This window comes from Corynebacterium hylobatis (genome assembly GCF_003955685.1).
GTDB lineage: Bacteria > Actinomycetota > Actinomycetes > Mycobacteriales > Mycobacteriaceae > Corynebacterium > Corynebacterium hylobatis.
Genome location: NZ_RXHJ01000007.1, coordinates 185,268 through 200,037 on the forward strand (window position 1 = coordinate 185,268; position 14,770 = coordinate 200,037).

14 protein-coding genes are annotated in these 14,770 nt (G+C 68.0%); 3 read left to right on the top strand and 11 right to left on the bottom strand.

Going from position 1 to position 14,770, the window contains the following annotated elements:
* Positions 1–2: 2 nt before the first annotated feature.
* The 5 genes from carB to pyrR are packed head-to-tail and all read right to left on the bottom strand — an operon-like array spanning position 3 to position 7,475.
* The gene (gene carB, locus EAH68_RS07805) at positions 3–3,344 is read right to left on the bottom strand and encodes a carbamoyl-phosphate synthase large subunit (RefSeq protein WP_126120752.1); all 3,342 of its coding nucleotides are present in this window, start codon (positions 3,342–3,344) and stop codon (positions 3–5) included.
* 29 nt (positions 3,345–3,373) lie between these two features.
* On the bottom strand, positions 3,374–4,567 hold the full coding sequence (gene carA / locus EAH68_RS07810) for a glutamine-hydrolyzing carbamoyl-phosphate synthase small subunit (RefSeq protein ID WP_126120798.1): 1,194 nt from the start codon (positions 4,565–4,567) through the stop codon (positions 3,374–3,376).
* Between the two features lie 24 nt (positions 4,568–4,591).
* On the bottom strand, positions 4,592–5,941 hold the full coding sequence (locus EAH68_RS07815) for a dihydroorotase (RefSeq protein WP_126120753.1): 1,350 nt from the start codon (positions 5,939–5,941) through the stop codon (positions 4,592–4,594).
* Positions 5,942–5,949: 8 nt separating this feature from the next.
* Positions 5,950–6,891, bottom strand: coding sequence for an aspartate carbamoyltransferase catalytic subunit (locus tag EAH68_RS07820; protein WP_126120754.1), 942 nt, complete (start codon positions 6,889–6,891; stop codon positions 5,950–5,952).
* On the bottom strand, positions 6,891–7,475 hold the full coding sequence (pyrR, locus tag EAH68_RS07825; RefSeq protein WP_126120755.1) for a bifunctional pyr operon transcriptional regulator/uracil phosphoribosyltransferase PyrR: 585 nt from the start codon (positions 7,473–7,475) through the stop codon (positions 6,891–6,893). Before pyrR ends, EAH68_RS07820 begins: the two co-directional genes overlap by 1 nt.
* Before the next feature lie 154 nt (positions 7,476–7,629).
* Between pyrR and EAH68_RS07830 the strand changes: the two genes are divergently transcribed.
* Genes EAH68_RS07830 through EAH68_RS07840 form a run of 3 tightly spaced genes read left to right on the top strand, consistent with a single transcriptional unit; the run spans position 7,630 to position 9,996 of the window.
* Complete coding sequence (locus EAH68_RS07830) at positions 7,630–9,036, top strand: TIGR01777 family oxidoreductase (RefSeq protein ID WP_126120756.1); 1,407 nt, start codon at positions 7,630–7,632, stop codon at positions 9,034–9,036.
* Positions 9,033–9,536 (top strand): YbjN domain-containing protein, encoded by a 504-nt coding sequence (locus EAH68_RS07835; RefSeq protein WP_126120757.1) that lies wholly within the window; start codon positions 9,033–9,035, stop codon positions 9,534–9,536. Before EAH68_RS07830 ends, EAH68_RS07835 begins: the two co-directional genes overlap by 4 nt.
* Entirely contained in the window at positions 9,529–9,996 is a 468-nt protein-coding gene (locus EAH68_RS07840) for a YbjN domain-containing protein (protein ID WP_126120758.1), read from the top strand. Before EAH68_RS07835 ends, EAH68_RS07840 begins: the two co-directional genes overlap by 8 nt.
* Here EAH68_RS07840 and EAH68_RS07845 read toward each other — a convergent pair whose 3' ends face one another.
* From EAH68_RS07845 to aroB, 6 genes are read right to left on the bottom strand one after another with little or no spacing between them, the layout of a single operon-like run.
* Positions 9,997–10,848: a PPK2 family polyphosphate kinase gene (locus EAH68_RS07845; protein WP_126120759.1), complete on the bottom strand. Its 852-nt coding sequence runs from the start codon at positions 10,846–10,848 to the stop codon at positions 9,997–9,999.
* Positions 10,849–10,875: 27 nt separating this feature from the next.
* Complete coding sequence (gene nusB, locus EAH68_RS07850) at positions 10,876–11,481, bottom strand: transcription antitermination factor NusB (RefSeq protein WP_126120760.1); 606 nt, start codon at positions 11,479–11,481, stop codon at positions 10,876–10,878.
* A 12-nt stretch (positions 11,482–11,493) separates the two neighbouring features.
* Entirely contained in the window at positions 11,494–12,057 is a 564-nt protein-coding gene (gene efp, locus EAH68_RS07855; RefSeq protein ID WP_126120761.1) for an elongation factor P, read from the bottom strand.
* Between the two features lie 49 nt (positions 12,058–12,106).
* The gene (locus EAH68_RS07860) at positions 12,107–13,198 is read right to left on the bottom strand and encodes an aminopeptidase P family protein (RefSeq protein ID WP_126120762.1); all 1,092 of its coding nucleotides are present in this window, start codon (positions 13,196–13,198) and stop codon (positions 12,107–12,109) included.
* Between the two features lie 40 nt (positions 13,199–13,238).
* A complete protein-coding gene (gene aroQ, locus EAH68_RS07865; RefSeq protein WP_126120763.1) occupies positions 13,239–13,670 on the bottom strand; it encodes a type II 3-dehydroquinate dehydratase in 432 nt (143 codons plus the stop codon).
* Entirely contained in the window at positions 13,671–14,747 is a 1,077-nt protein-coding gene (aroB, locus tag EAH68_RS07870; RefSeq protein ID WP_126120764.1) for a 3-dehydroquinate synthase, read from the bottom strand.
* Positions 14,748–14,770: the final 23 nt, after the last annotated feature.

A 14,770-nucleotide genomic window follows, 5' to 3' on the forward strand; every position in this document is an offset into this window, starting at 1 on the left:
CGCTACCGCCCCGCCGTGTGGTCGAGCTCCTGCAGCGCGAGGACGCTGAGCTCATCGTCGCGCAGCGCCTCGATGCCCTGGACCGCGGCGGTGATGCCCTGGACGGTGGTCACCAGGGGGACACCGGCACTGACGGCCGCGCCACGGATGTCGTAGCCGTCGTGACGGGCACCCGCGGAACCCGCCGGGGTGTTGAGGATGAGGTTGATCTCCCCGTTGAGGATCAGGTCCACGATGGACTGGCCCTCGGCCCCGCCACGCACGTCGGAGGCCTTGAGCACGGTCTCGCACTCGATGCCGTTGCGGCGCAGCATGGAGGCCGTGCCGGCGGTGGCCAGCAGCGTGAAGCCGAGGGAGGACAGGCGCTGGATCGGCAGGATCAGGGTGCGCTTGTCGCGGTTGGCCACGGACACGAAGATCCGGCCCCCGGTCGGCAGGGCGCCGAAGGCTGCGGCCTCGGCCTTGGCGTAGGCTGCGCCGAAGTTGTCGGCCAGGCCCATGACCTCACCGGTGGACTTCATCTCCGGGCTGAGCAGGGTGTCGAGCATGGTGCCGTCCTCGCGGCGGAAGCGGTTGAAGGGCAGCACAGCCTCCTTCACGGCGATCGGGTGGTCCAGCGGGAGGGAGCCACCGTCGTAGTCGGTGGGGATCATGCCCTCGGCCTTCAGCTCGGCCAGGGTCGCACCCATCATGATGCGGGAGGCGGCCTTGGCCAGGTGGACACCGGTGGCCTTGGACACGAACGGCACGGTGCGGGAGGCACGCGGGTTGGCCTCGATGACGTAGAGGATGTCGTCCTTGAGGGCGAACTGGACGTTCATCAGGCCCTTGACTCCGATGCCGTGGGCCAGTGCCTTCGTGGACTCGCGGACCTTCTCGATGTCCTCCGCACCCAGGGTCATGGGCGGCAGTGCGCAGGCGGAGTCACCGGAGTGGATGCCGGCCTCCTCGATGTGCTCCATGACGCCGGCGAGGTAGACGTCCTCCCCGTCGCACAGGGCGTCGACGTCAATCTCGATGGCGGAGTCCAGGAAGCGGTCGACCAGGACCGGGTGGTCCGGGGACAGCTCGGTGGCGCGCTCGATGTAGTCGGACAGGGAAGCCTCGTCGTAGACGATCTCCATGCCGCGGCCACCCAGCACATAGGAGGGGCGGACCAGGACCGGGTAGCCGATCTCGTCGGCGACCTCGCGGGCCTCCGGGAAGGAGGTGGCGGTGCCGAAGGCCGGGGCCGGCAGGTCCGCGATGCGCAGCACCTCACCGAATTCGCCGCGGTCCTCAGCCAGGTCGATGGCCTCCGGGGTGGTGCCCACGACCGGGACACCCGCGTCGGCGAGCTTCTGGGCCAGGCCCAGCGGGGTCTGGCCGCCGAGCTGTACGACGACACCCGCGACGGTGCCCGACTGGGACTCCGCGTGGTAGACCTCCATGACGTCCTCGAACGTCAGCGGCTCGAAGTAGAGGCGGTCGGCGGTGTCGTAGTCGGTGGAGACGGTCTCCGGGTTGCAGTTGACCATGACGGTCTCGTAGCCGATGCGGGAGAGCTCCAGGGCTGCGTGGACACAGGAGTAGTCGAACTCGATGCCCTGGCCGATGCGGTTCGGACCGGAGCCCAGGATGATGACCTTCTCCTTCTCCGTCTGCGGCTCGACCTCGGACTCGGCGGAGGGGTCCAGCTCATAGGCGGAGTAGTGGTACGGGGTCCGGGCCTCGAATTCGGCTGCGCAGGTGTCCACGGTCTTGAACACCGGGCGGATACCCAGGGACCAGCGGAGGCGGCGCACGCCATCCTCGCCGGCGAGCTCGGGTCGCAGGGCCGCGATCTGGGCGTCGGAGAGGCCGAAGAACTTGGCCTCGCGGAGGAGATCGGCGTCGAGCACGGGGGCGTCGATGAGCACCTGGCGGAAGTCGACGAGGGCCTTGAGTTCGGCGAGGAACCACGGGTCGACGGAGGATGCCTCGTGGAGCTCATCGACGCTGGCGCCCAGGCGCAGGGCGAGTTCCATGTCGTAGAGACGGCCGTCGGTCGGACGCCTGAGATCCTCGAGCACGGCGTCGAGATCGGTGGCGCGCTCGCCGGCGAAGGACTCGTCGGAGGTGGTCCAGAAGCCGGACTGCTTCTGCTCCAGGGAACGCATGACCTTGTTCAGGCCGCTGATGTAGTTGCGGCCGATGCCCATGGCCTCACCGACGGACTTCATGGTGGTGGTCAGGGTGTCCTCGGCGCCCGGGAACTTTTCGAAGGCGAAGCGCGGGGCCTTGACGATGACGTAGTCCAGGGTCGGTTCGAAGGCCGCCGGGGTGACACCGGTGATGTCGTTGGTGACCTCGTCGAGGGTGTAGCCGATGGCCAGCTTGGCGGCCAGCTTCGCGATGGGGAAACCGGTGGCCTTCGAGGCCAGCGCGGAGGAACGCGAGACGCGCGGGTTCATCTCGATGACGATGACGCGGCCGTCGGCCGGGTTGATGGCGAACTGGATGTTGCAGCCGCCGGTGTCCACGCCGACGGCGCGGATGATGGCGATGCCCAGGTCACGCAGCTCCTGGTACTCGCGGTCGGTCAGGGTCAGGGCCGGGGCGACGGTGACCGAGTCACCGGTGTGCACGCCCATGGCGTCGACGTTCTCGATGGAGGCGATGGCCACGACGTTGTCGTCCGAGTCGCGCATGAGCTCGAGCTCAAATTCCTTCCAGCCGAGGATGGACTCCTCGATGAGGACGTTGGCCTCAGGCGACGCGGCCAGGCCGTCGCCGGCGATGCGCTTGAGGTCCTCGTCGTTGTACGCCATGCCGGAGCCCAGGCCACCCATGGTGAAGGAGGGGCGGACGACGACCGGCAGGCCCAGCTCAGCGACGGTCTCATAGACCTCGTCCATGTTGTGGCACACGCGCGAACGGGCGGATTCGCCGCCGACGGAGGCGACGATGTCCTTGAACATCTGGCGGTCCTCGCCGCGCTGGATGGCGGGGATGTCGGCGCCGATGAGCTCGACGCCGTACTTCTCCAGGGTGCCGCGGCGGTCCAGCTGGATGGCGGCGTTGAGGGCGGTCTGACCACCCAGGGTGGCCAGGACGGCGTCGATCGGGTGGCCTTGCTCGATCTCCTTCTCGAAGATCTTCTCGATGTACTCGGGCTCGATGGGCTCGACGTAGGTGTGGTCGGCGAACTCCGGGTCGGTCATGATCGTGGCCGGGTTGGAGTTGATGAGGGTGACCCGCAGGCCCTCCTCCCGGAGGACGCGGCAGGCCTGGGTGCCGGAGTAGTCGAATTCGCAGGCCTGTCCGATGACGATGGGTCCGGAGCCGATGACCAGGACGTGCTTGAGGTCGGTGCGCTTGGGCATGTGTGTTCCTTCTTTTCCTTCCTGGTGCTTTACTTCTCGACGCCCGCGGTGCCGCCCATCAGACCGATGAACTGGTCGAAGAGCGGGTTGGCGTCACGGGGTCCGGCGGCGGACTCCGGGTGGTACTGGACGGAGAAGGCGCGGCCGTTGCTCAGGGCGACGCCCTCGACCGTCTGGTCGTTGAGGCAGATGTGGGTGACCCGTGCCGGGCCGAAGTCGGTGTCGAAGCTCTCCCCCGCCGGTGCCTCGAGGGCGAAGCCGTGGTTCTGGGAGGTGATGTCGATCTTGCCGGTGACGATGTTCTTGACGGGCACGTTGATGCCGCGGTGGCCGAACTTCAGCTTGTAGGTGTCCAGGCCGAGGGCACGGCCGAGGATCTGGTTGCCGAAGCAGATGCCGAACAGCGGGATGCCGGCCTCAATGACCTTGCGGGTGGTGGCGACGATGTCGTCGGCCGCGGCCGGGTCACCGGGGCCGTTGGACAGGAAGATCCCGTCCGGGTTGTACTGCGCCAGTTCCTCGAAGGGGGTGTCCGCGGGCACGACGACGGTGCGGATGCCGCGGGCGGCGAACTGCGCCGGGGTCGCGGACTTGATGCCCAGGTCGTAGGCGACGACGGTGTACTTCGTCTCCCCCTCGGCCGGGACCTCGTAGACCTCGGGGGTGGTGACCTGGGAGGTGAGGTCCGCTCCGGCCATGGCCGGCTGGGTGTTGACCTCGGCGACAAGCTCCTCGACGGGACGGCCGGCCTCCTCGCCGGTGAAGATGCCGGCGGGCTGGGCGCCGTTGTCGCGCAGGTGGCGGACGATGGCGCGCGTGTCGACGCCGCGGATGCCCACCAGGCCCTGGGTCTCCATCTCCTCGGGCAGGCTGCGGGTGGCACGCCAGTTGGACACGCGGTGGGCCAGGTCGCGGATGACCAGGCCGGCGGCCCAGATGCGGCCGTCGCGGGACTCATTGTCCTCGTCGTTCCAGCCGGTATTGCCGATCTGCGGGGCGGTGGCCACGACGATCTGGCGGTGGTAGGAGGGGTCGGTCAGTGTCTCCTGGTAGCCGGTCATGGCGGTGGTGAACACCGCCTCGCCGAGGGTTTGGCCGGCGGCGCCGAAGCTGAAGCCCCGGAAGGTGCGGCCGTCGCCGAGGACGAACACGGCGGGGATGCGGTTGGTGGTGGAGGGCGTCAAGGCGTCACCTTTCGCGGAAGTGTCGGGGTTATTTTGCATGTTATTCAATCAAATGTATCTTATTCAGTCACGCGGCTCGGCGGGCACGCCGTCGATGCAGGTCAGGCGGCCACGCAGGACGGTGGTGGTCACCTTCGCAGAGAACTCCATCCCTTCATAGGGGGTGTTCTCCGCCTTGGAGGCCATCTCCTCACCACGCGCGACCCAGGTGCTGCCCGGATCGACGATGGCCAGGTTCGCCGGCTCACCGACCGCGATGGGACGGCCGTGGCCCGGCAGCTGCACAATCTCCGCCGGACGCTCGCTCATCACCTTCGCCACCCAGCGCCAGTCGGCCTTCCCGGTGGCGACGAAGAGCTCCGCGATCACGGCCAGCGAGGTCTCCAGGCCCAGCATGCCGGGCTTGGCGTGCTCGAACTCGACGCACTTGTCCTCGGAGCCGTGCGGGGCATGGTCGGTGGCCACGCAGTCGATGGTCCCGTCCAGCAGCGCCTCCCGCAGGGCGAGGGTGTCGTGCTCCTCGCGCAGCGGCGGGTTCACCCGGAAGTTACCGTCGTAGGTGTTGAGCTTCTCGTCGGTGAGCAGCAGGTGGTGCGGGGTGACCTCGGCGGACATCGGGATGTCCTGGCCCTTGGCCCACTTGAGCAGCTCCACGGTGCCGGTGGTCGAGGCGTGGCAGACATGGATGCGGTTGCCGTAGTCCCGGGCCAGCAGCGCGTCACGGGCCACGATGGACTCCTCGGCGGCGCGCGGCCAGCCGCGCAGGCCGAGCTTTGCGGCGGTCTCCCCCTCGTGGGCGACCGCACCCTCGGTCAGGCGCGGCTCCTCGGCGTGCTGGGACAGCAGCACGCCCTGACCCTTGGCGTACTCCAGGGCCCGGCGCATCAGCTGCGGGTTGTCGACGCACTTGCCGTCGTCGGAGAACATCCGCACCTTCGCCTGGGAGGTGGCCATCATGCCGAACTCGGTGAGCTCCCTGCCCTCCAGCCCCTTGGTGATGGAACCGACCGGGTGCACATCGCAGATCGCGGCGTGCTGGCCCTTGAGCCACACGGACTCGGCGATGACCGGCTGGTCGGTGACGGGGTTGGTGTTGGCCATGGTGAACACGGCGGTGAACCCGCCCTTCGCGGCGGCCTGGGAACCGGTGATGATGGTCTCGGTGTCCTCGCGGCCCGGCTCGCGCAGGTGGACGTGGATGTCCACCAGGCCCGGCAGCAGGACATGCCCGCCGCCGTCAACGGTGCGGTCGGCCGCGGCATCACGGTCAGCGTCGAGGTCGGTGATCACCCCGTCCTCGATGAGGACGGTGACGGGCTCACCCTCGCCGTAGAGGTGGACGTCGACAAGCTTGAGCGTGCCTGCCTCGGCGGCGGCCAACGGACCCGTGGCGGGGTAGTCAGTGGTGGTCATGAAAACTCCTAGATTCCGGGCGCGCCGTCGGCGGCGAGCAGGGTGAACAGGACGGCCATGCGCAGGTGGACACCGTTGTTGACCTGCTGCAGGACGGCCGCGTTGCCGTAGTCGGCGACGGCGTGGTTGATCTCCATGCCGCGCAGCATCGGGCCGGGGTGCATGATGATCGCCCCCTCCTTCATCTTCGCGGCGCGCGCCTTCGACAGTCCGTAGAAGGTGGCGTACTCGCGGTGGGAGGGGAAGAAACCACCCAGCATGCGCTCGGCCTGCACGCGCAGCATCATGACGACATCGGCGTCGGGGATCTCGGCGTCGAAGTCATCGGCCACCCGCACCGGCCAGTGCTCCACACCGGTGGGCAGGAGGGTCTGCGGGGCGACGAGCACGACCTCGGCGCCGAGGGCGGACAGCAGGTCCACGTTGGAGCGCACCACGCGCGAGTGCAGGATGTCACCGACGATGAGGACCTTGCGGCCTGTGATGTCCCCGATGCGCTGACGCATGGTCACCGCGTCCAGCAGCGCCTGGGTGGGGTGCTGGTGGAAGCCGTCGCCGGCGTTGATCACCGAAGGGCCGACACCGTCCGGCGCGACCCAGTCGGCGACCAGCTGTGCGGCACCCGAGGAGGGGTGGCGCATGACGATGGCGTCGGCGCCGATGGCGGCCAGGGTCATCGCGGTGTCCTTGAGGGACTCACCCTTCTTCACCGATGAGGTGGATGCCGAGAGGTTGATCACGTCGGCGCTCATCCACTTGCCGGCGGTCTCGAAGGAGGAGCGGGTGCGGGTGGAGTTCTCGTAGAACAGGGAGTAGATGGTGCGGCCGCGCAGGGTCGGCAGCTTCTTGATCTCCCGGCCCTCGAGCGCCTCCCGGAAACGGTCGGCCTCGTCCATGAGGCCCAGGATCTCGTCGCGGTCCAGATCCGTGATGGACAGCAGGTGCTTCATCAGTTGTTCTCCCGGTTGTCTGTTCGGGTGAGGATGACGGCGTCCCGCCCGTCGATCGCCTCGAGGAGCACGTCCACACCCTCGCTGCGGGAGGTGGGCAGGTTCTTGCCCACATAATCGGCGCGGATGGGCAGCTGGCGGTGGCCGCGGTCGACCAGGACGGCCAGCTGGATGTTCTCGGGGCGGCCGATGTCGCGCAGCGCGTCGAGGGCGGCGCGGATCGTGCGGCCGGAGAAGAGCACGTCGTCGACCAGCACCACCGTCGTGCCGTCGATGCCGCCGGCGGGGATGGTGGTGGGTTTGAGTGCGCGGTGCGGTTTATTGCGCAGGTCGTCGCGGTAGAGGGTGATGTCGAGGGCGCCGACGGGAACCGTCACGCCCGAGAACTCCTCGATCTTGGCTGCCAGGCGCTCGGCCAGGGGCACTCCCCCCGAGGGGATACCCAGCAGCATCACTGTCCCGGCGTCCGGGGAATCCAACGCAGTTTTCTCGATGATCTGGTGCGCGATGCGTGCGACAGTGCGCGCGACGTCGTCGGAGCCGAGCAGCTCCACGGTCGTCGCAGCGTCCATGCGTTCACTCATCGGGACCTCCTTCCCCGCCTCTCTGTGCGGTCTTTAAAGGATGTCGGACAAAGACAGGCAATGTCCTGATGGTGTCTATGCTTGAAGACTGGTGCTGATACTAGCACCCGCCACCCCAGGGGTGCGCACCCCGACGAGGAGAGGGACAAAGCCCGTGAGCCTGACCACAAGTCACGTCGTACCGGCACCGCGTGAGCAGGTGTGGGACTGGCACACCCGGCAGGGTGCGCTCGCACGTCTGACACCCCCGTTCCTGCCCTTCACCCCGATCAGTCAGGCGGAGAAACTCTCCGACGGCACCACCATCCTCGGGATGCCCGCCGGCCTGAAGTGGGTCTCGCGTCACGACCTGTCCAACTACCGCCGCGGCCACCGCTTCACCGACGTGTGCATCAACGCGCCCATCAAGGTCCTGGCGAACTGGCGCCACGTCCACGAGTTCGCCGACCACCCCGGGGGCACGCTGATCACCGACACGATCACCACCCGACTGCCCGGCTCCGCGCTGACGCCCTATTTCGCCTACCGCCAGCAGCAGCTGATCAACGACATCGCCTTCCTCGGACGCATCGCCCACCTGCAGCCGGCCGAACCGCTCACGGTGGCGGTCACCGGTTCCCGCGGCCTGGTCGGCCGGGCGCTGACCGCCCAGCTGAGCACCGCAGGGCACAAGGTGATCCAGCTGGTGCGCAAGAACCCGAAGGAGGGCCAGCGGCTCTGGGAGCCCTGGCACCCGGCCGAGGATCTGCTCGAGGGCGTCGACGTCCTCGTCCACCTGGCGGGTGAGCCCATCTACGGCCGGTTCAACGACAGCCACAAGCAGGCCGTGCGCGATTCCCGCATCGCACCCACCGAACGCCTAGCACGGCTGGTCGCGGACTCGGAGTCGGTCACGACGATGGTCTCCGCCTCCGCGGTGGGCATCTACGGCCCCGACCGGGGCGATGAGGTCCTCACCGAGAACTCCGAGCGGGGTGAAGGTTTCCTCGCCGACGTCGTCTCCGCATGGGAGGCCGCCACCGATCCCGCCCGGGAGGCCGGCAAGCGGGTGCTGCTGGTCCGCTTCGGCACCGTCCTCTCGGGGCGTTCCGGCATGCTGCCCGTGCTCAAGGCATTGTTCTCCACCGGCCTGGGCGGCAATTTCGGCGACGGCAATTTCTGGTTCCCCTGGGTCTCGCTGGACGACGCCACCGACATCGTCACCCGCGGTGTCCTCGACCCCGCCTGGTCCGGACCCGTCAACGCCGTCTCCCCCGCCGAGTCGCTCAACCGGGATTTCACCGCCGCCCTGTCGAAGGAGGTCCGCCGCCCCGCCTTCATCCCCATCCCGTCGATCGGCCCGGCGCTGATCCTCGGCCGCGAGGGCGCGCAGGAGCTCGCCCTGGCCAACCAGCGCGTCTCACCGCAGCTGCTTCTCGACGCCGCCCACACCTTCCGCCACCCTGCCCTCGACCGCGCACTCGCCCACGAACTCGGCGGCGAGGAGCTCTATGACCGGGCCCCGGAGCTGGAGGCAGCTGACACGGAGGAGGAACCCGGCCAGCTAGGGTGGGACGGGTGACGACAGCACCCCGATCCCCCATCCCAGACACTGCTGTGTCCCCGGCCACCCCGCAGCGAATCGCAGAGCTGCTGGACGCCGAGGGACTGCAGTACCGCCTCGAATCCGCTCCCGTGGGCTCCGGTGATGAACCGGCCACCGTCGTGCGCACCGGTTTCATCAACGCCGCCATCGCCCTGAGCATCGACAACGACCACCTCATCTGCGACTCCATGTGGCGCGGCGAGGTGCCCACCACCGAGGCCCCGCGCGTCCTCGGTGTGGTCAACGAGTGGAACCAGACCCAGTACATGCCCACCCTGCGGTTCTTCGAGAACTCCGCCGGTGAGGGTCACCTGACCATCAGCGCCCTGCGCCAGATCAACGTGGAACACGGCCTGAGCCGCAACCAGATCGGCGCATTCGTCATGTCCAGCCTCGACGGCGTTCTGCGCGCCTTCGAATGGGTCGAGGGCCAGTTCCCCGACCTGGTCACCTGGGAGGAGCACGACCATGAGTAGCAGCGAACTGTCCACCGTCAGCATCGACCGCGTCATCGACACGATGCAGGGTTTCGACGTCGAGCTGGAGCGCATGGGCGACCAGGATGTCGCCACCGCCAACCTCAACGACCTGCCCGTCACCTTCGCGGTGCTCGGTTCCGTGTTCATCGTCCGCGCCGACACCGTCACCGGGCAGACCCTCAACGATGCCGACCCGACGCTCTACCTCGCCGCGAACCAGATCAACTCCGTCGGCCTCGGGGCGCGTGCCACCATCGTCGACCGCGCCGAGCACCTCATCGTGCGCACCGAGCGGGATGTGTCCATCGCCGCCGGGATGAACGACGAGCAGCTGGGCGCCTCCCTGCGTTCCGCGGTCGACGCTGTGCTGGCCACCCAGGACGCCATGACCGCCGCCGCCGGGGAACTCTCCGAGCTGCGCGCGAAGATGGAACAGGAACTGGGCGAACAGGCCTGATCAGGCCTTGCGTGCCCGCTCCAGTTCGGCCTCGACGTCGAAGTCGGCGGCGGGCCACTCCAGGTTCATCGAACGCAGCGCGTCGAGGACCAGGTACTTCACGGCCATGCGGGCGTATTTCTTCCGGTCGCCCGGGATGCAGTACCAGGGGGCGAAGTCGGTGGAGGTGCGCCGCAGCGCGATCTCGTAGGCCTCCATGTACTCGTCCCACAGCTCGCGGTCGTCGAGATCCCCGGGGTTGTACTTCCAGTGCTTGGCGGGATCCTCAAGCCGCTCAATGAGGTTCTCCTTCTGGAAATCCTCCGAGATGTGCAGCATGACCTTGATGATGCGGATGTTGCGTTCCGCCAGCTCCCGTTCATATTCGACGATGCGGCCGTAGCGGCGTTCGATCTCCTCCGCAGGTGCCATCTTACGCACCCGCTGGACGAGCACGTCCTCGTAATGGGAACGGTCGAAGATGGCGATCTGGCCGATCGCCGGCTCCTGGGGGCGCACCCGCCACAGGAAATCGTGTCGGCGTTCCTCCGCGGTGGGCGGGCCGAAGGTCGCGATCTTCAGCGCCTGCGGGTCGAAGGCGCGGAACACGTGGCGGACCACGCCTCCCTTGCCGGAGGTGTCCATGCCTTGCAATATAAGCAGGAGGCCACCGGTTCCCGGTACCTCTGCCCGGCCGTTGGCGAACAGTTTCTCCTGGAGTTCGTCGAGTTCCTCGTCATGCTCGTGGAACTCGCGTTCCCAGGCTTCTTTGTCCCACTCGAAACCGGGGGTCGATGTGGGATCGACGTCAGCGATCCGGAAATCGGGGCCGACCCGGTGGGATTTGGCCTCTTCCATCGTGAACTTGTCCATGTCCCCGATGGTAATGAAAGAGGCGGCCTACACGTCGGGGGAATCGTGCTTGCGCACCGGCCCGGGGCCCGGGTCCGCCGCACTCGCGTGGCGGGGTTCCGCGTCGAGGCCCGGCTCGTGCGGGGTGAACTGCGGATCAGAGTCCGGGTCGGAGATCGGCTCCGTGAAGGGGTTGTCGGCGGCGCCGGCCTGCACGACGTCATCAAGCACGGCGTGGATGTAGGGAGCGGCGACGTCGTTGCCGTACTGGCTGGCCAGCTCCACGCCCTCGACGACGGCGACGGGCCCGTCGACCTCGGGGTTGAACAGGATCTCCCACACGCCGACGCGCAGGATGGCACGGTCGACGGCGGGCAGCCGGTTCAGTTCCCAGGTCTCGGCGAGGTAGCGCTCGATGGTCTCGTCAATGGTGTCGAGCTGTTCTGCGGCACCGTTGATGATCTGCCGGGTGTAGTCGGCGACGGGGGCCACGGAATTATCGGGGTCGCGGGAGAGTACGACCCGGTCCTCGACGACGGCGACGGGATCGATGTCGCGTGCCTCCGCCTCGAACAGGATGTCAACGGCGCGACGGCGCGCACGGTAACGGGCGCCGTGACGGCGCCAGTTGGTCTCCTCAGGTGTATCGGTCACGTGTGATGGGTCCTAGTTGGTGACGCGGGAGAGGTACTCGCCGGTGCGGGTGTCCACCTTGACCACATTGCCGGTCTCCAGGAACAGCGGAACCTGGATCTCGGCGCCGGTCTCGACGGTGGCGGGCTTGGAACCACCGGTGGAGCGGTCGCCCTGCAGGCCAGGCTCGGTGTGGGTGATCTCCAGGTCGACGGAAACGGGCAGCTCGCCGAAGAGGGCCTCGCCCTCGTGGAAAGAGACCTGGATGTGCATGTTCTCCTTGAGGAAGGCGGCGGCGTCGCCGAACTTGTCCTCGGAGAGTTCGTACTGCTCGTAGGTCTTCTCGTCCATGACGACGTAGGAGGTGCCGTCGTTGTACAGGTAGGTCATGTCACGGCGGTCGACGGTGGCGGTCTCCACCTTCACGCCGGCGTTCCAGGTCTTGTCCACGAGCTTGCCGGTGAGGACGTCCTTGAGCTTGGTGCGGACGAAGGCAGGGCCCTTGCCCGGCTTGACATGCTGGAACTCGACGATCTGCTGCAGCTTGCCATCAACCTTGAGCACAAGGCCGTTCTTGAAATCGGCGGTAGAAGCCACGAAGTCTCTCCCTCGTTGTGGGTGGTCCTGGATATTAGACCTAACCAGACTACACCACGCGCAGTTCCTTACCGGCAGGCGTGATGATGCGGGCGGGGCCCTGCGTGATCAGCACCGTGTCCTCGATCCGGACCCCGCCCCGTCCCGGCACGTAGATGCCCGGTTCGATGGTCAGCGACATGTGCTCCTCAAGGATCCCCTCCGCAATCTGGGAGGCCGCGGGACGCTCGTGGAGCTCCAGTCCGACGCCGTGGCCGGTGGAGTGGACGAAGAACTCCCCGTAACCGGCCTCCTCGATGACGGAGCGGGCGGCGGCGTCGACGTCGACGAGGTGCCGGCCCGGGGTGGCGGCCTCGATGCCGGCGAGCTGGGCACGCAGGACGATGTCGTAGATCTCCCGGGTGAAGTCATCGGCCTCACCCATGGCGACGGTCCGGGTCATGTCCGAGTTGAAGCCGCGGGCGTGCGCGCCGAAGTCGATGAGGACGATGTCCCCGCGGTGGATGATACGGTCGCCGGCGGTGTGGTGTGGCTTCGCGGAATTGGGTCCGGAGGCGACGATGGTGTCGAAGCTGGGGCGCTCCGCCCCCAGGCGGCGCATGCGGTACTCGAGATCGGCGGCGATCTCGCGCTCGCTGCGGCCGACCGCCAGTTCCCCGGCGGCGAGCAGTTCCTCGAAGGCCGTGGAGGCCAGTTCCGCGACCTCCGCCAGGCGGATGCGCTCGGTGTTGTCCTTGGTCAGGCGCAGATCCTCGATGGCGCCGCTGACGGGCACGAGCGTGACGTCCTCGTTGCAGGCCTCCTGGAGGCGTTCGAGCTGGGCGACGGTGACGTGGTCGGCCTCGAAGCCCACGCGGCGTGGCCCCTCGATGCGGCGCAGCAGGGCGAGTGCCGACTGCCGTTCGATGACCACCGGGATGTCCGGGACCTCCTCGGTGATCTGGGTGCTGTAGCGGCCGTCGGTGGCGATCTCGGCGGTGAGGTCCTTCGACAGGACGAGCGCGCCCTGGGAGCCGGAGAACCCGGAGAGGTAACGGACGTGGATGAGGTTGGTCACCAGCATCTCGTCGATGCGCATGCCCGCCAACCGCGCGGAGAGTGCGCGTCGTCGGGTGAGGAATCGGGTGTCCGCGTATGCCATGTGGCCCTCCAGCCTGCTCGTTGTGTGATTCCCCACAACCCTAGCGGTTCGCGAGCGCCTCCAGCGCCAGGACGTACCCCCGCACGCCGAGCCCGGCGATGACACCCACCGCTATGGCGGAGAGATAGGAGTGGCCCCGGAAGTCCTCACGGGCGTGGACGTTGGAGATGTGCACCTCGATGAAGCCGGCGCCGTCGGCGACCTCCGCCAGGGCGTCGCGCAGCGCGACGGAGGTGTGGGTGAATCCGCCGGGGTTGATGATCACGGGCCAGCCCTCGTCGGCCGTCTCGTGCACCCAGTCGATGAGTTCCCCCTCGTGGTTGGACTGGCGACACTCCACCTCGACGCCGAGTTGTGCCGCCCGTTCGCCGATGAGCTTCTCGACGTCCGCGAGCGTCGTCGCGCCGTAGACCTCCGGCTGGCGTTTACCCAGCCGGTTGAGGTTGGGGCCGTTGAGGACCAGCACCTTCATCTACTTCTCCCCCGAGATGGCCTCGTAGGCGGCGCGCAGCTCCTCGGTCGAGGGGCCCTCCAGGCGGGTGGTCTCCCCCACCCCGGTCAGCGCCACGAAGCGGATATGGCCGTCGCGGTTCTTCTTGTCGCGTGTCATACCCGCGTAGAGCTCCTCGAAGTGGCCGGCCGGGTAGGTGGTGCTCAGGCCGACGGACTCGAGGATCCGGTGGTGTCGCTCCACCAGCCCGGCGTCGATGAGGCCACGGTTGGCGGCCAGGTGGGCGATGAACATCATGCCCACGCCGACGGCGTGGCCGTGGCGCCAGCGGTAGTTCTCCCGCAGTTCCACGGCGTGGCCGAAGGTGTGGCCGTAGTTGAGGATCTCCCGCAGGCCGGACTCCTTGAGGTCCTGGCCGACGACATCGGCCTTGACGGTCACGGAGCGGGCGATGAGTTCGGGCAGGTGACCGTCGCCACGCAGGCAGGCGGCCGGGTCCTCCTCGTAGCGCTGGAGGATGACCGGGTCGGCGATGAAACCGGTCTTGATGATCTCCGCGGAACCCGCGACGATCTCCGCCTCCGGGAGTGTGTCCAGACGGTCGAGGTCGATGAAGACCGCCGTCGGCTCATGGAAGGCACCGACGAGGTTCTTCCCGGCGGCGGTGTTGATGCCGGTCTTGCCGCCCACGGCAGCATCCACCATGGCCAGCAGCGTGGTGGGCACCTGGATGACCTTGATGCCGCGCATCCAGGCCGCGGCGACGAAACCGGCGAGGTCGGTGACTGCACCGCCGCCCAGGCCGACGATCGCGTCGCGGCGGCCGAAGGTCTCCGCGCCCAGGCGGTCCCACAGGGCTCCGGCGACCTGGAGGGTCTTGCCCTCCTCCGCGTCGGGCACCGGGGCGAGGACGACCTCCAGGCCACGGGCGCTCAGGGCCGTGCCGAGCTTCTCGGCCGGGGCCACCAGCGTCGGCTGATGGATGACCATCACCTTGGCGGCACCGGTGGCGGCGGCGCAGTCGGCGACTGCGGCATCGAGGTCGTGGTCGATGGTGACCTGGTACGGGGCGGGTCCGTTGACCGGAATCGTCGTCACGGGAGGGTTCCTTTGCGCGGTTG